General features: G+C 52.1%; 26 protein-coding genes. 10 read left to right on the top strand and 16 right to left on the bottom strand.

The features are described from left to right. The first annotated feature begins 14 nt into the window (after positions 1–14). Entirely contained in the window at positions 15–1,460 is a 1,446-nt protein-coding gene (gene tldD, locus MHN01_RS01355) for a metalloprotease TldD (RefSeq protein ID WP_239409688.1), read from the top strand. A gap of 84 nt (positions 1,461–1,544) precedes the next feature. Here the strand turns inward: tldD and yjgA are convergent, their stop codons facing one another. Further along, a complete protein-coding gene (yjgA, locus tag MHN01_RS01350; protein ID WP_160652297.1) occupies positions 1,545–2,069 on the bottom strand; it encodes a ribosome biogenesis factor YjgA in 525 nt (174 codons plus the stop codon). A gap of 228 nt (positions 2,070–2,297) precedes the next feature. On the opposite strand from yjgA, the gene pmbA reads away from it, so the two are divergent. Beyond that, positions 2,298–3,641, top strand: a complete 1,344-nt coding sequence (pmbA, locus tag MHN01_RS01345) for a metalloprotease PmbA (RefSeq protein ID WP_239409687.1) — start codon at positions 2,298–2,300, stop codon at positions 3,639–3,641. Positions 3,642–3,795: 154 nt separating this feature from the next. Here pmbA and mgtE read toward each other — a convergent pair whose 3' ends face one another. The 12 genes from mgtE to MHN01_RS01285 all read right to left on the bottom strand — a co-directional run bounded on the left by mgtE (position 3,796) and on the right by MHN01_RS01285 (position 13,285). Beyond that, positions 3,796–5,154 carry a magnesium transporter gene (gene mgtE, locus MHN01_RS01340; RefSeq protein WP_239409686.1) on the bottom strand — a complete coding sequence of 453 codons (1,359 nt, stop codon included), beginning with the start codon at positions 5,152–5,154 and terminating at the stop codon, positions 3,796–3,798. Positions 5,155–5,474: 320 nt separating this feature from the next. Then, complete coding sequence (locus tag MHN01_RS01335) at positions 5,475–5,750, bottom strand: HPr family phosphocarrier protein (protein ID WP_239409685.1); 276 nt, start codon at positions 5,748–5,750, stop codon at positions 5,475–5,477. Continuing rightward, positions 5,747–6,598, bottom strand: a complete 852-nt coding sequence (rapZ, locus tag MHN01_RS01330; protein ID WP_239409684.1) for an RNase adapter RapZ — start codon at positions 6,596–6,598, stop codon at positions 5,747–5,749. Before rapZ ends, MHN01_RS01335 begins: the two co-directional genes overlap by 4 nt. 40 nt (positions 6,599–6,638) lie before the next feature. Continuing rightward, positions 6,639–7,088, bottom strand: a complete 450-nt coding sequence (gene ptsN / locus MHN01_RS01325; protein WP_239409683.1) for a PTS IIA-like nitrogen regulatory protein PtsN — start codon at positions 7,086–7,088, stop codon at positions 6,639–6,641. Between the two features lie 2 nt (positions 7,089–7,090). Further along, positions 7,091–7,378, bottom strand: coding sequence for a ribosome hibernation promoting factor (hpf, locus tag MHN01_RS01320; protein WP_075762396.1), 288 nt, complete (start codon positions 7,376–7,378; stop codon positions 7,091–7,093). Positions 7,379–7,405: 27 nt separating this feature from the next. Then, positions 7,406–8,893 (bottom strand): RNA polymerase factor sigma-54, encoded by a 1,488-nt coding sequence (locus MHN01_RS01315; RefSeq protein ID WP_239409682.1) that lies wholly within the window; start codon positions 8,891–8,893, stop codon positions 7,406–7,408. Between the two features lie 110 nt (positions 8,894–9,003). After that, positions 9,004–9,729: an LPS export ABC transporter ATP-binding protein gene (gene lptB / locus MHN01_RS01310; protein WP_239409681.1), complete on the bottom strand. Its 726-nt coding sequence runs from the start codon at positions 9,727–9,729 to the stop codon at positions 9,004–9,006. A 9-nt stretch (positions 9,730–9,738) separates the two neighbouring features. Continuing rightward, entirely contained in the window at positions 9,739–10,242 is a 504-nt protein-coding gene (gene lptA, locus MHN01_RS01305; protein ID WP_075762393.1) for a lipopolysaccharide transport periplasmic protein LptA, read from the bottom strand. After that, the gene (gene lptC, locus MHN01_RS01300) at positions 10,223–10,786 is read right to left on the bottom strand and encodes an LPS export ABC transporter periplasmic protein LptC (RefSeq protein WP_239409680.1); all 564 of its coding nucleotides are present in this window, start codon (positions 10,784–10,786) and stop codon (positions 10,223–10,225) included. Before lptC ends, lptA begins: the two co-directional genes overlap by 20 nt. Continuing rightward, the gene (gene kdsC, locus MHN01_RS01295; protein WP_239409679.1) at positions 10,783–11,334 is read right to left on the bottom strand and encodes a 3-deoxy-manno-octulosonate-8-phosphatase KdsC; all 552 of its coding nucleotides are present in this window, start codon (positions 11,332–11,334) and stop codon (positions 10,783–10,785) included. Before kdsC ends, lptC begins: the two co-directional genes overlap by 4 nt. Further along, a complete protein-coding gene (locus MHN01_RS01290) occupies positions 11,334–12,305 on the bottom strand; it encodes a KpsF/GutQ family sugar-phosphate isomerase (protein WP_239409678.1) in 972 nt (323 codons plus the stop codon). Before MHN01_RS01290 ends, kdsC begins: the two co-directional genes overlap by 1 nt. A gap of 14 nt (positions 12,306–12,319) precedes the next feature. Then, a complete protein-coding gene (locus tag MHN01_RS01285) occupies positions 12,320–13,285 on the bottom strand; it encodes a calcium/sodium antiporter (protein WP_239409677.1) in 966 nt (321 codons plus the stop codon). Positions 13,286–13,687: 402 nt separating this feature from the next. Between MHN01_RS01285 and mlaF the strand changes: the two genes are divergently transcribed. From mlaF to murA, 7 genes are all read left to right on the top strand, one after another. Further along, a complete protein-coding gene (gene mlaF, locus MHN01_RS01280) occupies positions 13,688–14,497 on the top strand; it encodes a phospholipid ABC transporter ATP-binding protein MlaF (protein ID WP_239409676.1) in 810 nt (269 codons plus the stop codon). An 85-nt stretch (positions 14,498–14,582) separates the two neighbouring features. Continuing rightward, positions 14,583–15,365 (top strand): lipid asymmetry maintenance ABC transporter permease subunit MlaE, encoded by a 783-nt coding sequence (gene mlaE / locus MHN01_RS01275; protein ID WP_239409675.1) that lies wholly within the window; start codon positions 14,583–14,585, stop codon positions 15,363–15,365. Between the two features lie 33 nt (positions 15,366–15,398). Beyond that, positions 15,399–15,875, top strand: coding sequence for an outer membrane lipid asymmetry maintenance protein MlaD (gene mlaD / locus MHN01_RS01270; RefSeq protein WP_239409674.1), 477 nt, complete (start codon positions 15,399–15,401; stop codon positions 15,873–15,875). An 11-nt stretch (positions 15,876–15,886) separates the two neighbouring features. Further along, a complete protein-coding gene (mlaC, locus tag MHN01_RS01265) occupies positions 15,887–16,531 on the top strand; it encodes a phospholipid-binding protein MlaC (RefSeq protein ID WP_239409709.1) in 645 nt (214 codons plus the stop codon). Next, a complete protein-coding gene (locus MHN01_RS01260; protein WP_160652260.1) occupies positions 16,524–16,835 on the top strand; it encodes a lipid asymmetry maintenance protein MlaB in 312 nt (103 codons plus the stop codon). The genes mlaC and MHN01_RS01260 overlap by 8 nt, the downstream gene beginning before the upstream one ends. Before the next feature lie 19 nt (positions 16,836–16,854). Beyond that, positions 16,855–17,112: a BolA family iron metabolism protein IbaG gene (gene ibaG / locus MHN01_RS01255; RefSeq protein ID WP_239409673.1), complete on the top strand. Its 258-nt coding sequence runs from the start codon at positions 16,855–16,857 to the stop codon at positions 17,110–17,112. Between the two features lie 10 nt (positions 17,113–17,122). Further along, the gene (gene murA / locus MHN01_RS01250) at positions 17,123–18,379 is read left to right on the top strand and encodes a UDP-N-acetylglucosamine 1-carboxyvinyltransferase (protein ID WP_239409708.1); all 1,257 of its coding nucleotides are present in this window, start codon (positions 17,123–17,125) and stop codon (positions 18,377–18,379) included. Between the two features lie 81 nt (positions 18,380–18,460). On the opposite strand, the gene degS is transcribed toward murA, so the two are convergent. From degS to zapG, 3 genes are all read right to left on the bottom strand, one after another. Next, positions 18,461–19,528: an outer membrane-stress sensor serine endopeptidase DegS gene (gene degS, locus MHN01_RS01245; RefSeq protein ID WP_239409672.1), complete on the bottom strand. Its 1,068-nt coding sequence runs from the start codon at positions 19,526–19,528 to the stop codon at positions 18,461–18,463. Positions 19,529–19,781: 253 nt separating this feature from the next. Then, on the bottom strand, positions 19,782–21,149 hold the full coding sequence (locus MHN01_RS01240; RefSeq protein ID WP_239409671.1) for a Do family serine endopeptidase: 1,368 nt from the start codon (positions 21,147–21,149) through the stop codon (positions 19,782–19,784). A gap of 133 nt (positions 21,150–21,282) precedes the next feature. Next, positions 21,283–21,702: a Z-ring associated protein ZapG gene (zapG, locus tag MHN01_RS01235; protein ID WP_239409670.1), complete on the bottom strand. Its 420-nt coding sequence runs from the start codon at positions 21,700–21,702 to the stop codon at positions 21,283–21,285. Between the two features lie 238 nt (positions 21,703–21,940). On the opposite strand from zapG, the gene zapE reads away from it, so the two are divergent. Further along, positions 21,941–22,189, top strand: a 249-nt coding sequence (gene zapE / locus MHN01_RS01230) for an AFG1/ZapE family ATPase (protein ID WP_239409669.1), incomplete at its 3' end; no start/stop codon positions are given.

Raw genomic sequence — 22,189 nt, 5'->3', positions numbered from 1 at the left:
GAAGAGCAAAGTAAATGACTCTGGAAACAGTAGAAAATACCATGCTGACGCAGTCAGGCCTGGGACGTGATGAATTAAGCCAAACGCTGGGGCTGATTGCAGCCCGAGATGTGGACTATGCGGACATTTACTTTCAGTCCTGTTGGCATGAATCGCTTGTGCTGGAAGACAGCATTATCAAAGATGGCTCATTCAACATTGACCGTGGTGTAGGGGTTCGAGCCGTTGCTGGCGAGAAGACCGGCTTTGCCTATTCTGATCAGATCAACCAGCTGGCGCTGAACCAAAGTGCCAAGGCTGCTCGGGGCATTGTCCGCGCTGGCGGGAATGGCAAAATTCAGGCCTTTAGCCCTGTTACCGCCTCTGGAATATATGCGCCGGTTAATCCGTTGGGTAGCTTTGACAAGCACCAGAAGATTGCCTTACTTGAAGAGATTGACCGTTATATTCGAACCAAAGAGCCTCTGGTCAAGGAAGTGTCCGTCAGTATCAATGGCGTTTACGAGCAGGTCTTGGTTGCAGCATTAGACGGTACCTATGCGGCGGATATTCGCCCGCTGGTTCGTTTATCCATTAGCATCCTGATTGAGAAGGGTGACAAGCGTGAGCACGGCAGTGCCGGTGGCGGTGGCCGCTATGGTTATGAATACTTCCTCAGTGAAGAAAATGGTAAATCCATTGCACTGAATTATGCCGATGAGGCAATTCGTCAGGCGCTGGTCAACATCGATGCTGACGCCGCACCTGCAGGCACCATGCCGGTAGTACTTGGTGCGGGCTGGCCTGGCGTACTGCTGCATGAAGCGGTGGGCCATGGTCTGGAAGGTGACTTTAATCGTAAAGGCTCGTCTATGTTTGCCGGCCATATGGGTGAGCAGGTGACCTCGCCGCTTTGTACCATCGTCGATGACGGTACGCTGGTGGATCGCCGGGGTTCGATTAACATTGATGATGAAGGCACACCGGGCCAGTACAATGTACTGGTAGAAAACGGCAAGCTGAAAGGCTATATGCAGGACAAGCTCAATGCGCGCCTGATGGGCGTTGCGCCGACGGGGAACGGTCGCCGCGAGTCCTATGCCCATCTGCCGATGCCTCGTATGACCAATACCTATATGCTGCCGGGTCAGCATACGCCGGAAGAGATCATTGCCAGCGTCAAGCAGGGGATCTATGCCCCTAACTTCGGTGGCGGCCAGGTAGATATTACCTCGGGCAAGTTTGTCTTCTCGGCCTCGGAAGCCTACCTGATAGAGAACGGCAAGGTGACACGGCCAATCAAGGGAGCGACCCTGATTGGCAGCGGCATTGAAGCCATGCAGCAGGTCTCTATGGTTGGTAATGATCTGGATATCGACCGCGGTGTCGGCGTTTGCGGCAAAGCGGGCCAGAGTGTGCCGGTCGGTGTCGGTCAGCCGACGCTGAAGGTGGACTCCATGACTGTCGGTGGTACGCAGTAGCACTGCAGCGGGAAAGGAAAATATAAAAATGCCAGCACGGAAGTGCTGGCATTTTTTATGGTACCGGTTTGAACCGTGGTATTGCTAGTCTTCCAGGTACAGCGCTTTGAGGTATTGGAAGATTTCACGGTATGCTTTGGCCGGCTTGTTTTGCGCTTTTTCTTTGTTTGCCTGACGAACTAGCTGGCGCAGGCGCTGGCGATCGGCGTCCGGATGGTCAACCATGATGGCATTGATCATGCTGTCACCATTCTCGATCAGCTTGTCGCGTTTTTGCTCCAGCTTTTTCAGGGCAACGGTTGCCTGCGAGTGCTTGTTGCGCAGCATGTCCAATGCTGCCTGGATAGGCTCGACATCGACCTGACGCATCAGCTTGCCAATTCGCTGTAATTGACGGCGGCGGGCTTCGTTTTTGAAGCGCTGCGCATCTTTGACAGCTTCCAGGAGATCTTCGTCTAGCGGAATTTTCGCCAGAGCATTGGGTTTAAGCTCGACAAGCTCCTCCCCGACTTTTTGCAGGGCTTCCATGTCGCGTTTCATCTCGGACTTGCTTACCCAGATGATTTCTTCTTCCTCTTCCCAAGGGGCTTTTTGGTTTTTACGGCTCATAATAGGCTCACTAAAGAAGGTAATGACTCTATTTTATCAGTTTAAACATGATTTGGGGCGCAAATTCCTTACAGGCGGTGTTATCCTATATGTAATACTAAATAGGGCACTTATCAGCGTTTGCTGTTGTGCTGCTGATTATTTTCATGATCTTCATTTCATTAAGCCACATTAGCGTGCTTAAAGTAACGCCATGAAATGGTTGTCATTCTCTGAGTAAGTAAAGATATGGACGTAAGAGAACAGGTTGCGCAGCAGCGTGTAGAACTTGAAGCGGCGGTTGCCAAAGCGTTGGAGCTGGCAGGTAAACAAGCTGATGCTGCCGAGGTTGCTATTAACAAAACGACGGGTATCAGTGTGTCGACACGCATGTGTGACGTCGAAAATGTGGAGTTTAATAGTGATGGGGCATTGGGGATCACCGTCTATCGCGGTCAGCGTAAGGGCAGTGCCTCAACCTCGGATCTCAGCGAGAGTGCGATAGCCCAAACTGTCGCAGCAGCGCTTGATATCGCTCGTTATACGTCTGAAGACCCGTTTGCAGGGCCGGGCCCGAAAGAACTGATGGCCAAGGACATTCCCGATCTTGATCTGTTCCACCCTGACGAGCCGGAGCCCGATCATGCTGCGGCGATTGCAATTCAGGCCGAGCAGGCTGCGCTTGATTATGATCCCCGTATCAAACAGAGTGACGGGGCAAGCTATGATAGCCACTACGGTGTCCGTGTCTATGGCAATAGCCACGGTATGCTGGCCAGCTATGCCTCAAGCCGTCACAGCACCAGCTGCTGTGTGATTGCCGAAGGCAAGAATGGTGAGATGGAGCGAGATTACAGCTATACCACGGCCCGTCGTGCCTCTGACTTGTGGCTGCCTGAGAGGGTCGGTCAACATGCAGCAGAACGTACGGTAGGACGGATAGATCCGCAGAAGTTGTCGACGCGCGAGGCACCGGTGATGTTTGCGGCCGATATCGCGACAGGGCTATTTGGCCATCTGGTAATGGCGATCAGCGGTTCGAACCTGTATCGCAAGTCTTCTTTCCTGTTGGATAACTTGGGTGAGCAGATCTTTCCGGAATGGATGAACATCAGCGAGCGGCCACATATCCTGCGAGGGATGGCAAGTACGCCTTTCGACAGCGAAGGTCTGGCGACACATGATCGCGAAATCATTCAAGACGGGATCTTACAGACCTACCTGATGACCAGTTACGCCGCGCGTAAACTGGGCCGACAACCAACCGGGCACGCCGGTGGTATCCATAACTGGCAGGTTAAGTCCACGGGTGAAGACTACAGCCAGATGCTGAAGAAAATGGACCGCGGCTTGCTGGTGACAGAGCTGATGGGGCAGGGCGTTAATATAGTCACCGGTGACTATTCGCGCGGTGCGGCAGGTTTCTGGGTTGAAAACGGTGAAATCCAGTTCCCGGTCAGTGAAGTGACGATTGCCGGTAACCTGAAGGATATGATGCAGAATATCGTTGCCATTGGTACCGATACTGAAACCCGGAGCCAGATCCAGACCGGTTCTATGTTGCTGGATACGATGAAAGTCGCAGGCGAGTAAGAACGGTTCACTGGGAAGAGTCGGTTCTAGGGAAGACAAGAAGCGAGACTAAGCTTCAAAACTCAGAATCCCTGTCCCCCAGGACCCAGGGTCGAAAAAGCGAGAGCCAAAACTCTCGCTTTTCTTTTATCTCGTCACTCGCGACTTAATACCTTTAGACAAGGAAAATTGTCGCCAGCCCCAAAAAGACCGACAGGCCGATAATATCGGTGATGGTGGTCAGGGCCATCCCACCTGCTAGCGCCGGGTCGATATTGAGTTTTTTCAGTAAGATCGGTACACACACACCGGCAACGCCTGCAACCAGCAGGTTGGTCATCATCGCGCCGGCAATGATGACCCCGAGTATCAGGTTGCCTTTCCATAACACTACCACACCGCCAATGATGGCAGCCCAGAGCACACCGTTAATCAAGCCGACGCGGGCTTCCTTGCTGAGCAGCCAGCGGGTGTTGGTTTCACCGATATGGCCGACGGCCAGGCCCCGGATCACCAGGGCGACGGTTTGGTTACCGGCGACACCGCCCATTGACGGTACGATTGTCATCAGGATCGCGATGGCTGCCATTTTATCCAGCGTGTCTTCGAACATATTGGACACGGAAGCCGCGGCCAGAGCTGCCAGTACGTTGACGCCCAGCCAGATACTACGGCGCCGGGCGGACTTCATAACAGGAGCAAAGGTGTCTTCGTCATCTTCCATACCCGCCATACTCATCATGGTATGTTCGGCATCTTCACGGATGATATCGACGACGTCATCAATGGTGATACGACCGACGAGGTGGTTGTCCGTATCGATGACCGGGGCTGACAGCCAGTTACGACGTTCAAAGAGATTGGCTACTTCGCTGTCATCCATCTCGACCGAGATGGCCTCGTCGGCATCATCCATGACTTCCTGAATCTCAGTATCCGGCTGGGTCGTGATCAGCGTTGATAACGACAGGCTACCGATGAGCTGTTCAGTTTGGTCAACAACATACAGGGCATCTGTGGCTTCAGGGAGTTCTCCCTTCATGCGCAGGTAGCGCAAGACGACATCGGCGGTAACATCGCCGCGGATGGTGATAAAGTCGGTGCTCATCATACCGCCGGCCGTTTCTTCCGGGTAGGCAAGGGCCTTTTCTACCCGGTGACGGTCGGTGGCATCCATTTGCGCCAGTACTTCCTGATACTTGTCATCAGGCAGGCTACGCAGGACATAGGCAACGTCATCGGTTTCCATCCCCTCGGTGACGGCCGCCAGTTTTTCTGGCTCCATCTGAGCGACGATGCCGTCTTTTACATCTTCCGACAGTTCATCGAGGATTTCACCTTGCTCTTCGGGATCGGTCAGCTGCCATAAGACCTGGCGTTCTTTGGGCGGAGAGGCTTCCAGCAGGTGAGCGATATCCTCCGGCTCCATATCCTGGAGCATTCGGCGGACATGGACAAACATGCCGTTTTCAAGCGCTTGATTAACTTCTTGCAGCGTCTGATGCGTCTGATCTTGTTCTAATACATCCGCCATTGGTCGTGGTACCCCAAATTACTCTGATGCCGGCCGCCATACCCTGAACTGGTGATTGAGGTGAACAGAGAATGCCAAGAGGGCATTGCTGACTGTTTAGCTTGGTCTGCTTAGTTTGGTCTGACGGCGCAATAAGCTGAATTTTAACGTAATAGTGTAGTGGTTGTCTCACCAGATCTGAGAGGAAATAAAGATTTAATCTGCAGGAGGAATAGCAGGGATTGGCAGGAAAAGAATGATTATGGTTTAGTTCGGATTAAATGCACTCACAATCATTCTTGTTCACAGCCCAATTGGCGAAGTTAACTTCACCGGGGCAACTAGCTTTCTTCGTCAAAGCCTGCTTCTATTAGCTCGGAAACCGCTGATAATGCGGCTTCAGCATCATCGCCATCAGCGCTGACGCAGATCTGCTGGCCCTGGGCCGATTCGAGCATCAACAGTCCCATCACACTGTCGGCGGTCGCACTTTTTTCGTCATTGCTGATAGTGACAGTGGACTCGAAGCTTTGTGCCAGCTCAACCAGTTTGATAGCGGCCCGCGCATGCAGGCCCAAGCGGTTTTTGATAAATAACTGCCGGCTTAGGACGGTCATGACTTTGCTTCCAGTGTGCGGTGGCGAATCTGGATCTGGTGGCCTTCATAGCGAAAATGCTCTGCTAACTGCTGGGCGATATAGACAGAACGGTGCTGACCGCCGGTACAACCAATGGCAACCGTCAGGTAGCTACGGTTGTTCTTTTCCAGCATCGGTAGCCAAGTTTCAATAAAGTTACGTATCTGATAAGTCAGCTGGGTCACCTCCGGGTGCCCGGAGAGATACTCTTTTACGCCCTGATCCAGGCCGGTCAAAGGTTTGAGCTCGGGGATCCAGTGGGGGTTGGGCAAAAAGCGCACATCAAAGACGTAGTCGGCATCTGTCGGTATACCGTGCTTGAAGCCGAACGACTCAAATACCATGATCAGCTCACGCGCATCGCGGCCCAGGACACGGGAACGAACGGTTTCGCTGAGATCGTGAATGGACTGGTTGGTGGTATCTATGACCAGGTCGGCATGTGCCTTGAGCTCAGCCAGGCGCTCACTCTCCGATTGAATGGCCTGCTCCAGGCTCATGTTGTCCCGGGATAACGGGTGCAGGCGGCGGGTTTCGCTGTAGCGCTTAACCAGCTCTTTGTCATCGGCATCCAGGTAGATCACATTGACGTCCAGCTTGTCACCGAGAGAATCCAGTGTTTTACGGATTTCTTCAGGCTCATCGGGCATATTGCGAACATCGATGCTCACTGCGATATCCTGCTGGTCACTATTCACCGTGCTGACAAGCTGGGGCAGCAGGTTGACTGGTAGGTTATCAACACAGTAATAGCCCAGATCTTCCAATACCCGCAGGGCAATAGATTTTCCTGAGCCGGAACGTCCGCTTACGACCATTAACTTCATGGCTGGCATACCTTAAATAACGGGAGTGAAGTGGTGATCATTATGAATCACAGGTGAGGATTTGATAAAGCTCTTCATCGCTTTTTGCGGTGCGTAGCTGTTTACAGACTTGTTTGTTACTTAGCTTTTCAGCCATGCTAGACAGGGTTTTCAGGTGCTCTTTGCATTGGGCATCCGGAACGAGAAGGGCAAAGAGCAAATCGACCGGCTGGTTGTCTATGGCATCGAACTGGATCGGATCCTGGCACTGGATCAGGACGGCAATGGCCTGATCACTGTTGTTGATCCGTCCGTGGGGAATCGCGATACCGTTGCCGATGCCCGTACTCCCCATCTTTTCACGGCTGAGCATACACTCGAACAGTGGCTGGGGATTTTGGTCTAGATGCTCGGCGGCAATTTCGCTGATGATTTCCAGAGCGCGTTTTTTGCTGGAGCAGTGAACTGCACTCTTGGTGCAGTCCAGGCTCAATACAGTACTCAGTTGCATGATCAGTGGCTATTGAGTTTATCTTTGTGTTTATTTAATTGACGGACCAGTTTATCAGTTAATGCGTCAATAGCGGCATACATATTTTCTGAATCCGCTTTCGCGTGGATTTCCCCTGCGTTAATGTGCAAGGTCGCTTCTGCGACCTGCTGCAATTTTTCAACATTCAGAATCACATGGACATTATTAATCTTATCAAAAAAGCGTTCCAGCTTATCGAACTTGGTATTTACGTAATCACGTAAAGACGGGGTAATTTCGACATGGTGCCCTGTGAGATTAATTTGCATAGACATCTTCCTTCTGTTGGCGTCTGGCTAGAGCAGACGTTTTCGCTGATTAGACGGCGGAATACCTAGCGATTCACGGTATTTGGCGATAGTTCGCCGCGCTACCATGATGCCCTGTTCCGCCAGCAATGTCGCAATTTTACTGTCACTTAGTGGCTTCGCCTGATTTTCAGCGGCAACCAGTTTCTTCACCAGTGCCCGAATAGCGGTCGAAGAGCACTCTCCACCATTATCCGTACTAACGTGACTTGAGAAGAAATACTTCAATTCAAAGATCCCGCGTGGGGTGTGCATATATTTTTGCGTCGTCACACGGGAGATCGTCGATTCATGCATGTCCACTGCCAGTGCAATATCATTGAGCACCATCGGCTTCATGGCTTCCTCGCCATATTCAAAGAAGTCCTGCTGGTGTTCAACAATGCAGCGGGCGACTTTCAGCAGTGTTTCATTGCGGCTTTCCAGACTTTTGATCAGCCATTTGGCATCCTGCAGATGCGTTCGAATGAACTGGCTGTCAGCACTGTTGCGGGTGTTTTTGCTCAAGGCCGCATACTGTTGGTTAACACGGATACGCGGCACGCTATCGGGGTTGATGGTCACGATCCATTTGCCGTGATCCTTGAAGACGGAAACATCCGGCACCACATATTCGGTTTCGGAGGCAACAACCCGGTTGCCCGGACGAGGGTCCAGATCATGGATCAACTGCATGACCGCTTTCAGCTCGGCTTCTTTGAGCTTGGTCTCGCGCATCAACTGGCGATAGTCTCGGTTTGCCAGCAAATCGATATGCTGGTTGAGAAGGGTTTTGGCTTCACTCAACCAGGGAGTGTCTTCAGGGAAAGTGGCGAGCTGCAGCAACAGGCACTCCTGCAGGTTGCGCGAGGCAACCCCGAGCGGGTCAAATTGCTGTACCCGTTTTAGGACGGCTTCGACTTCATCAAGCTCAACCTCTTCATTGCCCAGGCTTTCGAGGATCTCGTCGGCGGAGCAGGTGAGATAGCCCTTGTCATCAACCGCGTCAATAATTGCCGTGGCGATAGTCAAGTCGGTCTCGGTGAAAGGTGTCAGCTGTACCTGCCACATCAGGTAGTCTTGCAGGCTCTCGGTGGTTTCGCCCTGGTAGACGGGCATATCATCATCGATGGCGATGCCGGTACTGCCGGTGCCGGCACTGTAGACATCATCCCAGGTGGTATCGACAGGGAGATCTTCCGGCATTTCGCGTTGCTCAATGACTTCCGAGGTATCAAAAGGCTCCGGATCGTTGCCTGATTCCCCTTCCTGAGCTGAGATCTCACCGCTGTCCTGTCCGTCCGCCTTGCTTTCCTCGGTGGTCGGCGTGGCTTCATTGCTATTCTCATCCAGCTCCAACAGCGGGTTTGCGTCCAGTGCTTCCTGAATCTCCTGCTGGAGATCCAAGGTGGATAATTGCAACAGGCGGATGGCTTGTTGCAACTGTGGCGTCATTGCCAGTTGTTGACCTAGTTTGAGCTGGAGCGAGGTTTTCATATATGCGTATGTACCTTGTTGTTATCTTTTGTTGTGGTGCCAACGACGGCTTTAACACCTGCAGTCATCAAGCCTTTACCCATTGGCCCCTGGTACGTCCTTATAAATAACTATAGACGGAACTGGTCGCCCAGATAGACTCGTTTTACGTGCTCATCGTTAAGAACATCACTCGGCGAACCGTGGGCGATAAGCTGGCCCTGGCTAACGATGTAGGCATGTTCACAGACATCAAGTGTCTCTCTGACATTATGATCGGTGATCAGTACACCTAGCCCGCGATCACGTAAATGTTCGATGATCTTTTTGATGTCGATCACAGATATCGGATCGACCCCGGCAAAAGGTTCATCAAGCAAAATGAACTTAGGGTTGGCGGCCAGAGCTCGGGCGATTTCAACCCGACGACGCTCACCCCCTGATAATGCCATGCCTAGGCTATTACGAATGTGCTGGATGTGGAATTCATCCAACAATTCTTCTAATTTATCTTGTCGCTCGCTCTTGCTGAGCTCCTTGCGTGTCTGCAAGACGGCCATCAGGTTATCGTGAACCGTCAGCTTGCGGAAAATAGAGGCCTCCTGCGGCAGGTAGCCAATCCCCATTCTCGAGCGGTTGTGCATCGGCTGCAGGCTGATGTCGTTGCCATCAATGGTAATGGTGCCTTCGTCACGCGCAACCAAGCCGACGATCATATAGAAAGACGTGGTTTTACCTGCACCGTTCGGGCCCAGCAAGCCGACGATCTTGCCTGAATGCACTTCCAGGCTGACGTCTGAAACGACTTTACGGCCGTTATAGCTTTTAGCTAAGTGTTCTGCTTTTAACGTTGCCATAATTGTCGCTTATTTCTTGTTACTGTTCAGCTGGTTAGGCTGCAAAATGGTGGTAACGCGCTTCTTCTTGCCACTTTCTGCAACGAGCTTCTGTTCGTCAATCTTGTAGCTGATGACTTTGCCCTGAATTTCGCTGCCTTCCTGGATCAAGATAGCCTCGTCAGTCATCTTGAGAAATTCGGTCGCCGTTTCGTAGCGCATTTTACGGGCGGCACCGTCAATAGGCTTGCCGTCATCCATCACCTGGTGGAAGGTTGCAGGGTTGCCATAGGCATCGATGGTCTCTTTGCCTTCGGTGCCTGCCGGACGTGTTACCACGACCTTGTCGGCGCGGATATCAATACTGCCCTGGCGTAACACCACATTGCCGGTGAAGGTAACGATATTTTTCTGAATATCGAGCTGTTGATTGTCCGAGTTAATATAAATCGGCTGCTCTGTATCGTTACTTAATGCCCAGCTTGATGCACTGATACAAAGGCAGAGCAGGGTACTAATTTTGTAAAGCTTCATATCTACCTTTTACATTTTTTAATAAGGTCGCCACACTGCGCTCAATGTTTCCCTTCATCCCCGTGCCTTGGTTCTGGAAGGCCGTACCGGTAATGAGTACTGGGTCGGGAGTGTCGAAATCTTTGCTGATCAGGTCAAGCCGTAGGGTTTCCGTCTGGATTGTCTTGACGGCAGATTCTGGCAACAGGTTAAAAATACGGACATTGCCCGTCATTTGCAGTACCTGGTTCTTGTCCAGCCTGGCGGTGTTTGAGCTGATACGCCATTCGGTTTCGGTACCATCGCGATACACCCACAGTACGGGTTCGACAAAGTCGGTATCGCCACTTTTGCTAAAATGTTCCAAATACTCAGAATCTATCTGATAGCTGCGCAGACCAGATTCGTTAAACGAGGTGTTGACGACGGCATTGCCGGTGAACAGCGGCTTTTCTGCGTCGGGCTCCACCTGAACATCATCCCGCCATTGCTTTTCCAGCAGGTAGTAGCCAGTCCATGCACATGAAAGCAATAGCAATGCATAGAATAGCCTTTTCAAGGTCATATACTTAAGCCTTTATGTTTATCTAAATCGCCTTTTGCTTCAAGGATCAAGTCACAGACCTCTCGTACGGCGCCAAATCCGCCCTGGATCCGGGTGACAAAGTCAGCCCGGCGAGCGAGCAGCGGGTGTCCGTCTGCTACGCACACTGACAATCCGACTTTTTCCATGACCGGCCAGTCTATCAGATCATCGCCGATATAGGCGGTATGGGCCGGGTCTATACCCAGGTTTTTCTCGATATCGGCATAGGCGGCCAGTTTGTTGTCCTGCCCCTGGTATACGTGCTTGATACCCAGTGCCGACATACGGTTTTCGACAATGGCTGACTTGCGGCCGGTAATAATGGCAATCTCGACCCCGGCGGCCATTAGCGATTTGATGCCGTATCCGTCACGAGTATGGAACGTTTTCAACTCTTCGCCGTCATTGCCCATGTAAATCCTGCCATCGGAAAAGACACCGTCGACATCGCAGATCAATAACTGGATATTTTTTGCCTGCTGATAGACGGTTTGACAGACCGGACCATAAATAGTTTCGATTTGCATCACATGACTCCGGCTTTTAGCAGATCGTGCATATTAAAGGCGCCAACAAGGCGCTCGTCTTCAGTAACCAGCAGACCGCTGATTTTACGATCTTCCATGAGCTTCAATCCTTCTGCGGCCAGGACTTGGGGCGAGATTGTTGCCGGGTTGCGGGTCATAACCTCGCCGATGGTGGTATTGTGGATGTCGACTCGGTTATCCAGCAGGCGACGCAAATCACCATCGGTAAATACGCCGCTGAGCTTGTTCTCGCTGTCGATAATCGCCGTCATTCCCAGCCCCTTGCGGGAGACTTCCAGCAAGGCGTCTTTAATTGTCGCCTGCTCGGTGACAATTGGTAGCATCTCACCGGTGTGCATCACATCGGCAATCCGCAGCAGCAACTTTCGGCCAAGAGCACCGCCCGGATGGGACAGCGCGAAGTCGTCGGCGGTAAAGCCACGGGCTTCCATCAGGGCAATTGCCAGAGCATCCCCCATGGCCAGTGTCGCGGTTGTACTGGATGTCGGGGCCAGGTTCAGCGGGCAGGCTTCCTGCTCAACGGTAATTTGCAGGTGGGTTTGCGCCAGTTTGGCCATGCTGGACTCAGGTTTGCCCGTCATACTGATTAACGGGATCCCTAAACGTTTGATAACCGGCAGCAGGGTCAGAATTTCTGATGCTTCGCCCGAGTTGGAAATCGCGAGCACGACATCGCCTTTTTTGATCATACCCAGATCGCCGTGACTGGCCTCTCCCGGGTGAACAAAGAATGACGGAGTGCCGGTACTGGCCAGCGTTGCGGCAATTTTGTTGCCGATGTGGCCAGATTTGCCCATTCCCATCACGATGACCTTTCCGGTACAGCTGGCAATGAGGTGGCAGGCTTCACTGAAGCTGCCGTTGATGTATTGGGCCAAGTTCTGTAAGGCTTTGGTTTCGATGTCGATAACTTTGCGGCCAAAATCGCAATAATCAAACGTATCAGGCATAGCTCGGGTCTCCGTTAAGCCGCTAGATTATAAAACAGATAAACTTGATAGGCGACAAAGCAACAAACCAGCACAGCGCCTTCCACTCGGTTGATTCTGCGACGTTTTCCTAATGCCATCAACACCAAAAGAACAGATACGCCAAGCATGACGTAAAAATCGCGCCCCATCGCCAGCGGACTGAGGACGGACGGATTGAGCAGCCCCGGGATACCCATGACGGCAAGAATATTGAATACGTTGGAGCCGATGATATTACCGACGGCCATGTCGTCCTCGCCTTTGTAGATGCTGGCGATAGACGCGGCCAGTTCCGGCAGGCTGGTGCCGATTGCAATGATGGTCAGACCGATGACCAGATCGCTCATGCCGAAGTACTTGGCAATGGTGACGGCAGAGTCGACCAGCATGCTCGCCGCATAAGGAAGCAGTACTAGGCCGATCGCAACCCAAACCATTGCGGCTTTGTTGCTGACGCCTTCCGGGATTTCTGATTCTTGCTCATCGGCAAGCGGGTCACCGGCGTCTTTGGCGTTTCGGCTGATTTTTAGCATTACCAGCAGGAAGATGACGAACAGCACCACGAGCAGGACACCCTCGATGAAGCCAAGGTGGCTGTCCCATAGCAAAGCACCCGCCAATAGAGTGACCACCATCATCAGAGGAAGCTCGCGACGGATAATGCCGGAACTGATAGCCAGTGGCTTAAGAATAGCTGTCAGACCAAGGATAAGTGCGATGTTGGCAATGTTTGATCCCAGCACATTACCGACGGCGGTGTCGGTTTTACCGTCAAGTGCTGCTGTTGCCGAAACCATCATTTCAGGTGCCGAAGAGCCCATTGCAAGAATGGTCATCCCTATGACTAATGGTGCTACACCGAGATTTCTTGCCAACGCAGCGGCGCCAAAAACAAGTCGGTCTGCACTCCATACCAGTAGAGCCAAACCGATACAGAGCAACACAATGGCTTCGAGCATTCTTATCCCTTTTTTCGTCAATCTTTATATAAGAGGTTAAGGGGGCAATTTTGACGGTTCGTTGACTAAAAAGAAAGGAAAAGCCGCGACAAATTGAGCCGAGCAAGAAGTTCTTGTCGTACCTTGTCCCATTATTCACCCAAAATAGCCGGGTAAGCGAATGTCGCAATATGTCTTATATAGTTGCCAGCAATAGCAAAAAACAATATGTTGGGCGCCATATTATGAACTTAGGGCGAGACAATGAAATTGCACAGATCTTACAGTTCTCGTCTTGAGTTGGTTGCGTAATGTACCTATGATCGATGCTTGGCGTCTAAATCATGAATTATATCAACCATATTGTCCCAAAGCAGGGGACGTGGATTTCGAATTAAGGCCGGATAGGCCGACAGGATGGCTATGGAACCGACTGAAGCACTCGTTTCGATCAAAAATATGACGTTTTCGCGTGGTGAACGCAAAATTTTTGATGATGTGTCTCTGGATGTGCCCAAGGGAAAAGTAACGGCCATAATGGGGCCGTCCGGAATTGGGAAAACCACCTTGCTGCGGCTTATCGGCGGACAGATCCAGCCAGATAGCGGCGAGGTGTGGTTTGAGCGCTGGAATATACCGACGCTGAGCCGCCGCGAACTGTATCAGGCTCGCAATAAGATGAGCATGTTATTTCAGTCCGGGGCGTTGTTCACGGACATGACGGTGTTTGACAATGTTGCCTTTCCGCTAAGGGAACATACGGATCTGCCGGAAGATTTATTGCGCACGCTGGTATTGCTCAAACTTGAGGCCGTTGGCCTGCGCGGTGCCGCGCAACTGATGCCGAATGAGCTGTCTGGTGGGATGGCGCGCCGGGCGGCATTGGCACGAGCTATTGCCCTTGACCCTGACTTGATCATGTATGATGAGCCGTTTGTTGGCCAGGATCCGATCACCATGGGTGTGCTGGTGACGCTGATCCGGAGCCTGAACCAGGCGCTGGGGATCACCTCGGTGATCGTCTCTCATGATGTTCCGGAAGTGATGAGTATTGCCGATCATGTCTATCTGTTGTCGGGAGGCAAAGTCATCGGCCAGGGGACCCCTGACGAGCTGCGGGCAAACCCTGATCCGCAGATCCGACAATTTCTGGATGGGGATGCCGACGGGCCTGTGCCATTCAAATACCCGGCTCAGGCTCTGAGCGAAGATCTGTTTGGCATGACGGAATAAAGCGAGAAAGTGCCATCGCTACCTGGTGGCCGTGATGCGTGAGAACGTGACGGGAATAACATAACAAATAAGGTAATTATCAAGAATGATAGCGGATTTTGTTGCACGGCAAGGACGGCGGGGCATCGATAAATGTCAGGCTGTCGGGCGTGCGAGTTTGTTGCTGTACGGGGCCTTGGTCAGCAAGCCACAGCCGAGGAAAATGCTGCCGCTGCTGATTAAGCAGCTGTATTCGGTCGGGGTACTGTCGGTTGCCATTATTTTGGTGTCCGGCCTGTTTATCGGCATGGTACTGAGCCTGCAGGGCTACATTGTGCTGATTGACTTCGGTGCCGAAACGAGCCTGGGACAAATGGTCGCCCTGTCGCTGCTGCGCGAGCTGGGGCCAGTGGTAACGGCACTGTTGTTCGCCGGCCGGGCCGGTTCGGCACTGACGGCTGAGATTGGTTTGATGAAGGCAACCGAGCAGCTATCGAGCATGGAAATGATGGCCGTGGATCCGTTACGCCGGGTGATTGCCCCTCGCTTCTGGGCCGGTGTGATTTCGATGCCGCTGTTGTCGCTGCTATTTTGTGCCGTGGGTATCTGGGGCGGGCAGCTGGTTGGTGTGGACTGGAAGGGTATCGATCACGGTAGTTTCTGGTCGGTGATGCAGTCATCGGTCGAGTTAGGCTATGACATTGGCAACAGTATCATCAAGTCAGTCGTGTTTGCGATCACGGTGACCTGGATTGCGGTGTTCAATGGTTATGATGCGATACCGACATCGGAAGGGATCAGCCGGGCAACAACACGCACGGTGGTGAACTCGTCACTGGCGGTATTGGGATTGGATTTTGTGCTGACAGCATTGATGTTTGGCAATTAAGCAAGCGATCAGCGGAACGTTGGGAATAAACGGATGCAACAGATAAAAAAATTAGAATTGTGGGTTGGTAGCTTTGTACTGGCCGGATTTGCTGCCTTGTTGGTATTGGTGTTCAAAGTAGCGGATGTGCAGAACATCGGCGGCAATGAGTCTTATACCCTGCAAGCGCATTTCGATAATATCGGCGGCTTGAAAGTTCGCTCGCCGATCAAAGTCGGTGGCGTGACCGTCGGCAAGATCACCGATATTACGCTAGATACGGAAAGCTATGTTCCGGTCGTCACGCTGTCTATCGAGAAAAAGTACGGTTACTTTCCAGAAACCAGTTCGGCTGCCATCCTTACATCAGGGCTGCTGGGCGAGCAATATCTGGGCATTGAGCCTGGGTTTATTGACGAAGATATCGATATGCTCGGCGACGGTGACTTGATCGAAGACACCAAGTCGGCATTGGTTCTGGAAGATATGATTGGCCAGGTGCTGTACAGCATCGGCGGTGACAGTAATTAATAGGGGATATGATGAAACTCTTTCGATATATATTGGTAATGCTGCTATCGCTTCCACTGGTTGCCCAGGCTGATACGGTAAATCGAACGGATCCTTATCTGATGATGCAGACGGTCTCCCAGAATACGTTTGATCGCCTGAAAGCGGAAAAGAATCAGATCCAGCGCAACCCGGAATTGCTGCGCAGTATTGTCCGGCAGGAACTGCTGCCGTATATCAATACCCGCTATGCGGCCTATAAAGTGCTGGGACCACAGCTGAAAAAAACGACAGCAGAGCAACGAAACAACTTTGTCAGCGCGTTTACCAATTATCTGGTTGCGTCCTACGCCCAAGTGCTGACTCAGTATACCGATCAGGATATCAAGATAGAGTCACCGAAGTCGGTGCCGGCCAGTCGCAAAATCGTGTCGGTTCGGGTCGACATTCTTGATACCAAGCGCCCGCCGATCCGTCTGGACTTCAAGCTGCGCAAGAACAAGAAGACCAACGAGTGGCAGGGTTACGATATGGTGGCCGAAGGCGTCAGCATGATCTCGACCAAACAGAGTGAATGGAGCGGTCAGCTACGTAGCGAAGGGATTGATGCAGTAACAGCGAACTTGAAAGAACTTGCGGCGAAACCAATACGCCGTGAGGACAAAAACAATGAGTAAGCCTAAGATTGAGTGGCGAGCTCAGGAAAATGGGTATTATTGCTTGTCAGGGGCACTGGAACGTGACACAGTTCCAGCCTTTTGGCAGCAAAGACATGAATGGATGCCACAGGATGCCAGGGTAAAGCTCGATCTTGCTGCTTTATCGCGGGTAGACTCGGCGGGCATGGTGATGTTGCTTCATGTATATCAACAGCTCAGCAGTAATGGCAGTGAACTGACGTTATTGAACGTGCCGGAACAGCTGGTTACCTTGCTTCGCTTGAGCCATGTCGAATCAATGTTAGCTGCTTGTATTGACTAAGTGGCAGAGAGGATAGCTTGTGGAAATCTCCGAAATTAAACAAATTCTTGAAAATGCCTTAGAACTTGATGAAATCATTGTTAAAGGCGAGGGCAGCCACTACGAAGTGATTGCTATTGGTGCCATGTTTGAAGGCATGAGCCGCGTTAAGAAACAGCAGGCTATCTATGGCCCGCTGATGGGACAGATTGCGGCGAATGATATTCACGCCCTGAGCATCAAGACATTCACGCCGGAAGAGTGGGCGCGTGATAAAAAGCTGATGTCGCTGTCCTAAGAGGTTAATGATGCAAAAGTTTCGAATCCAGGGCGGTGGCCCATTAAGTGGCGAAGTCTCCATTTCTGGTGCTAAGAATGCAGCATTACCGATTTTGTTTGCTTCTTTGCTGGCTGAAGAGCCTGTTGAAGTCGCCAATGTACCCAAGCTCCGTGATATCGATACCACGATGGAGCTGCTTAGCCGTCTGGGCGCCAAGGTAAGCCGCAATGGCTCGGTGCATGTTGACGCCAGTGGTGTGAATGAGTTCTGTGCCCCGTACGAGTTGGTAAAAACCATGCGTGCGTCTATCTGGGCGCTGGGGCCATTGGTGGCGCGTTTTGGTGAAGGGCAGGTTTCTCTGCCTGGTGGTTGTGCGATTGGTGCCCGTCCGGTTGACCTGCACATTCATGGCCTTGAGCAGCTGGGTGCCCAGATTGTACTGGAAGAAGGCTATGTCAAAGCGTCGGTAGACGGTCGCCTGAAAGGCGCGCATATCGTGATGGACAAGGTCAGTGTTGGCGCGACGGTGACCATTATGTCTGCGGCAACGCTGGCGGACGGTAAAACCGTCATTGAAAATGCTGCCCGCGAGCCAGAGATTGTTGATACCGCCGATTTCTTGAATACGCTAGGTGCCAAGATCACCGGAGCCGGCACCGATACAATCACGATTGAAGGTGTTGAACGACTGGGTGGTGGTTACCACGAAGTGGTTGCCGATCGTATTGAAACTGGTACATTCCTGGTAGCCGCAGCTGTCTCCGGCGGCAAGATCATGTGTCGTCATACCAGGCCGTCTCTGTTGGAAGCGGCGCTGGCCAAGCTGGAAGAGGCGGGTGCGCTTGTCGAAACCGGCGAAGACTGGATCAGCCTGGATATGACAGACCGAGAGCTGAAAGCGGTAAACATCCGCACGGCTCCGCACCCGGGTTTCCCGACTGATATGCAGGCGCAGTTCTCGTTGCTGAACCTTATTGCCAAGGGCACGGGTATTATCACCGAGACGATTTTTGAAAACCGCTTTATGCATATTCCTGAGCTGATCCGTATGGGCGCTCATGCCGAAATCGAAGGCAATACGGCCATTTGCGGTGACACCGATGGTCTTAGTGGTGCCCAGGTAATGGCAACAGACTTGCGTGCCTCTGCCAGCCTGGTGATTGCCGGCAGCATTGCCGAAGGCGAAACGATTGTTGACCGTATCTACCACATTGATCGTGGCTATGAGCACATTGAAGACAAGTTCAGTGCGCTGGGTATGAAGATTGAGCGGTTTAGCGAATAGAGTTTGCTAGCGTTTAATTGCTGGAAGAAAGCCTCGCATTGCGAGGTTTTTTTTGTTGTCCGTAACTCGTTGTGAGAATAACTAGTACTGGTTGGGCTCATCGGCAATCATGACAGACAGCGTTATTGGCGCACCGTTTCGCAGTACTTTCATCTCGACGGCATTGCCTGGGCGAAGTTCGGTCACAATATCCAGAACATTGCGCCGGTCAGTTACCTTCTTGCCGTCAATCTCGATCAGAATATCCTGCACTTTGAATCCGGCCTTGGCTGCCGGGCCATTCGGATCCATCCCCATAACAATGATCCCGCTGACCTGATCGGCATCGTACAGGCGAGCCATCACCGGATTGATATCCCTGGCTTCAATGCCGATATAGCCGCGGATCACCCGGCCGTCGGCGATCAGCTTGTTCATGATCTTCTGGGTCAGCTCGTAAGGGATCGCAAAGGAGATGCCGTAGGTTTCGATATCCGTTGCCTGCTGGAAAGAGGCGGTATTGATGCCGACCAGCTCGCCACGGGTATTGACCAGTGCTCCGCCGGAGTTGCCCTCGTTGATTGCGGCATCGGTCTGGAGAAAATCCTGGCGGCCGTAGAAACTCATGCCAGCGCGGCCAGTAGCAGAAATGATCCCATAGGTCGTCGTCTGGCCCAGGTTGTACGGGTTACCAATGGCCAGCACGACATCCCCGACAGCGGGCTTGTAATCCGGGCTCAGCGGAATAACCGGCAGGTTTTCAGCCTGGATTTTCAACACGGCCAGATCAGTTCGCTGATCTTTACCGATGAGCTGGGCGGTAAAAATGCGGCCGTCCTGCAGGGCGGCAATAACCTGATCGGCTTCGGCTACAACATGATAGTTGGTTACTATGTATCCCTTGTCGCTCATGATCACGCCCGAGCCCAGTCCCTGGGTGCTCAGCTTGAGTCGGTCCTCTGCATTGTAGCGGCGGTTATAGATATTGACGACGGCAGGGGAAGCCCGGCGAACCGCAAAGTTATAGGACAGCTGGATCTGATCAGTCGGAGCTGGGGCCAGTGATACCGGCGGCTGGATCATCTGGGTACGAAGTTCAGGGAAAACAACGAGTAAGGCAATAGCTGTCACGACGCCAAGTAAAATGGACCGACGAATAAAAGCCAGCATGCTTGCTCCCCTGAAATGAAAATAGCGCCTGTGCACGAAGCGTGCATTCTATGAATTATTCGCACGAGGATATCACTACAACGACTAGATACCAAACCCTACCAGGCACTTAGACGGCGGTACTGGCAATGTTGTACTGTGATGGTATTTCTTTTCAAAGGGAAGTAGTGTTGGGAATAGTTGTTTCATACAGAGGATATATTGTGAGGCGATAGGGCGGGAAATCGGGCCATTGCTGGCCCGATATACGGCGTTAGCGGATGATTAGGTACAGGATATTGTTGTCACGCTTCACTTCGAGCGCCAATACATTCGGCTCTTGCTCCAGTGCCTTGCGAAGCTCACCAAGGTTGCGAATTGGCTGGCGGTTGAGGCCTAGGATGATGTCATCCTTCTGAAGGCCGTAACGTGCTGCCAGGGATTTCTCGTCAATGCTGGTGACCTTCACGCCTTTGACGCCGTCATTGGCGGTTGTATTGGCAAATTCAGCGCCGGCCAGACCGGAGTGGAGGTTTTCAGCCTTGACCTTGCTCTGGCTAGCTTCCTGCAGGACCACCGATACGGTTTGTTCTTTGCCGTCGCGTACGATACCCAAGGTTGTTTTCTTGCCTGCACCCAGTGTGGCGATTTTAGCGCGGAGCTCACCGAAGGTACGGATTTGCTTGCCGTTAACCGAGACAATGATGTCCCCGGCTTTCAGCCCGGCCTTTTCTGCCGCGGAGTCAGGCATGACTTGGTTGATGAAGGCACCATGGTTGGTTTCATAGCCGAAGGCTTCTGCCAGCTCGGAGGTTAGCTCGCCGCCCTGAACACCCAGGATACCTCGTTTAACCTCACCGAACTCGATGATTTGCTCGGTCAGGTTTTTCACCATATTGACCGGGATGGCAAAGCCGATGCCGACATTACCGCCGTTAGGACCCAGAATGGCGGTATTGATACCGACCAGCTCACCGTTGAGGTTAACCAGTGCACCACCCGAGTTACCGCTGTTGATTGCTGCATCGGTCTGAATGAAGTTCTCGAAGTTTTCGATATTGAGTCCGCTGCGGCCAAGGGCGGAAATAATGCCCGAGGTGACGGTTTGGCCCAGTCCGAACGGGTTACCGATGGCAACCGCGAAATCACCTACCCGCAGGTTGTCGGAGTCAGCCAGGCTGATTGCAGTCAGGTTTTTGGTCTTGTCGAGTTTGAGCAGTGCGATATCGGACATCTCGTCGCTGCCGATCAGCTCGGCCGAAAGCTCTCTGCCGTCATGGAGCTGAACCATGATCTTATCGGCACCGTTGATGACATGGTGGTTGGTAACAATGTAGCCCTTGTCCGCATCGACGATCACACCGGAACCCAGCCCGCGGAATGGGCGCTCACGCAGTTGTTCTTCTGGAAATTCAGGGCCAAAGAAAAAGCGGAAGGTCTCAGGAAGACGTTGCCTGGAAACCTGCTTGCCCTCGACGGCAATACTGACAACTGCCGGGGTGACTTGTTCTAGCATCGGCGCGAGGCTAGGTAGCTGTTGGCTATTCGTTGATAGAGGTAATGCAGCAGTTGCCGTGATTGGGGTAATAACAGAACTGATGCCGAGTGCCAGTGCACTGAATACAAGCAAAGGTTTTTTCATTATTACTAAACTCCGGTTTACAAGTAGTAGTACCATTCCATTGCAGTTATAAACACCTAAGAATCAATAACCAATGTTGGAAAGCGGTATTAGCTCTGACTTGAAAACCGGGGTTTAGTTCCAGAAAAAAGAATTAGCTCGCTTTTGGCTCTTCGACTTTTTCTGGTTCGTCCTTTAGCAGCCCTGTTGCGCCGTTGGCGTAATCGCGTGGCTGATCCTGGATGTCACCAGTATCTGTGACGGCTTCCAGCGTACTGATCCGGCGCGCGAACGGGTTGTCCTGATCCGGCAGGTTCGGCATTAGCTCGCTGGACGTTTTTGCCATGTGCTCATAGAGCTTGCTGTAGTCTTTGGCAATGTTATCGAGTAGCTCCGAGCTACAGGCGAAATGGTCAACAAGTTCCTGACGGTACTGTTCCAGCTCGTATTTTGACTTATCCAGGTCTTTCTTTAGCTCTTTTTGTTGTTTGAGACTCTTGTTACCGAGGCGGGCAGCAAAGGCCCCTACAATTGCACCTGCGGCAAAAATGAGTAGCGCATAGATCCAAGCCATGAAAACTCCTTGTGACTTTATGAATACCAAGTTGTTTGTGTCGGTCAAAGACAGTGTGGCGGCATGCCGCTTGGTTATGGCATGCTCAGGCCTGTGGTCTCTCTTTTGTAACCCAGTTTGTTTAATTGGCGCTGAATACCCGCCAACAAATTTGTTTCGTATAGTTACTATACATGCACAAACGTTGCCATGGTACTATCTGATGCCAAAGATGGGATGAATTGGGCAACAGTAAAGGATGACTCCACAACAACAATATCAACGCGATCTTCAGCAGCCTGACTTTATCGCCGATCAGGCGCAAGCCATGGCGGTCTCTTACCTCGAAGCGCTCTACCACCGAATGCTGGCCCCTAAGCCGGAAGTGAAAACCTCTTTGCTGCAACGGTTATTGAAGCGTGAGCCGCAAGCACCTATTACCCCGGTGAAGGGGATTTATTTCTGGGGCGGTGTCGGACGGGGCAAGACCTACCTGGTTGATACTTTT

Source organism: Photobacterium sp. OFAV2-7 (genome assembly GCF_022347985.1).
GTDB lineage: Bacteria > Pseudomonadota > Gammaproteobacteria > Enterobacterales > Vibrionaceae > Photobacterium.
The sequence above is the reverse complement of the archived record's forward strand: the minus strand, read 5'-3'. Positions and strand labels throughout refer to the sequence as shown.

What these genes read in the sequence shown, in the direction of transcription:
- tldD (WP_239409688.1), top strand. Translation starts at nt 15, where the DNA reads ATGACTCTGGAAACAGTAGAAAATACCATGCTGACGCAGTCAGGCCTG.
- yjgA (WP_160652297.1), bottom strand. Translation starts at nt 2,069, where the DNA reads ATGAGCCGTAAAAACCAAAAAGCCCCTTGGGAAGAGGAAGAAGAAATC.
- pmbA (WP_239409687.1), top strand. Translation starts at nt 2,298, where the DNA reads ATGGACGTAAGAGAACAGGTTGCGCAGCAGCGTGTAGAACTTGAAGCG.
- mgtE (WP_239409686.1), bottom strand. Translation starts at nt 5,154, where the DNA reads ATGGCGGATGTATTAGAACAAGATCAGACGCATCAGACGCTGCAAGAA.
- MHN01_RS01335 (WP_239409685.1), bottom strand. Translation starts at nt 5,750, where the DNA reads ATGACCGTCCTAAGCCGGCAGTTATTTATCAAAAACCGCTTGGGCCTG.
- rapZ (WP_239409684.1), bottom strand. Translation starts at nt 6,598, where the DNA reads ATGAAGTTAATGGTCGTAAGCGGACGTTCCGGCTCAGGAAAATCTATT.
- ptsN (WP_239409683.1), bottom strand. Translation starts at nt 7,088, where the DNA reads ATGCAACTGAGTACTGTATTGAGCCTGGACTGCACCAAGAGTGCAGTT.
- hpf (WP_075762396.1), bottom strand. Translation starts at nt 7,378, where the DNA reads ATGCAAATTAATCTCACAGGGCACCATGTCGAAATTACCCCGTCTTTA.
- MHN01_RS01315 (WP_239409682.1), bottom strand. Translation starts at nt 8,893, where the DNA reads ATGAAAACCTCGCTCCAGCTCAAACTAGGTCAACAACTGGCAATGACG.
- lptB (WP_239409681.1), bottom strand. Translation starts at nt 9,729, where the DNA reads ATGGCAACGTTAAAAGCAGAACACTTAGCTAAAAGCTATAACGGCCGT.
- lptA (WP_075762393.1), bottom strand. Translation starts at nt 10,242, where the DNA reads ATGAAGCTTTACAAAATTAGTACCCTGCTCTGCCTTTGTATCAGTGCA.
- lptC (WP_239409680.1), bottom strand. Translation starts at nt 10,786, where the DNA reads ATGACCTTGAAAAGGCTATTCTATGCATTGCTATTGCTTTCATGTGCA.
- kdsC (WP_239409679.1), bottom strand. Translation starts at nt 11,334, where the DNA reads ATGCAAATCGAAACTATTTATGGTCCGGTCTGTCAAACCGTCTATCAG.
- MHN01_RS01290 (WP_239409678.1), bottom strand. Translation starts at nt 12,305, where the DNA reads ATGCCTGATACGTTTGATTATTGCGATTTTGGCCGCAAAGTTATCGAC.
- MHN01_RS01285 (WP_239409677.1), bottom strand. Translation starts at nt 13,285, where the DNA reads ATGCTCGAAGCCATTGTGTTGCTCTGTATCGGTTTGGCTCTACTGGTA.
- mlaF (WP_239409676.1), top strand. Translation starts at nt 13,688, where the DNA reads ATGGAACCGACTGAAGCACTCGTTTCGATCAAAAATATGACGTTTTCG.
- mlaE (WP_239409675.1), top strand. Translation starts at nt 14,583, where the DNA reads ATGATAGCGGATTTTGTTGCACGGCAAGGACGGCGGGGCATCGATAAA.
- mlaD (WP_239409674.1), top strand. Translation starts at nt 15,399, where the DNA reads ATGCAACAGATAAAAAAATTAGAATTGTGGGTTGGTAGCTTTGTACTG.
- mlaC (WP_239409709.1), top strand. Translation starts at nt 15,887, where the DNA reads ATGAAACTCTTTCGATATATATTGGTAATGCTGCTATCGCTTCCACTG.
- MHN01_RS01260 (WP_160652260.1), top strand. Translation starts at nt 16,524, where the DNA reads ATGAGTAAGCCTAAGATTGAGTGGCGAGCTCAGGAAAATGGGTATTAT.
- murA (WP_239409708.1), top strand. Translation starts at nt 17,123, where the DNA reads ATGCAAAAGTTTCGAATCCAGGGCGGTGGCCCATTAAGTGGCGAAGTC.
- degS (WP_239409672.1), bottom strand. Translation starts at nt 19,528, where the DNA reads ATGCTGGCTTTTATTCGTCGGTCCATTTTACTTGGCGTCGTGACAGCT.
- MHN01_RS01240 (WP_239409671.1), bottom strand. Translation starts at nt 21,149, where the DNA reads ATGAAAAAACCTTTGCTTGTATTCAGTGCACTGGCACTCGGCATCAGT.
- zapG (WP_239409670.1), bottom strand. Translation starts at nt 21,702, where the DNA reads ATGGCTTGGATCTATGCGCTACTCATTTTTGCCGCAGGTGCAATTGTA.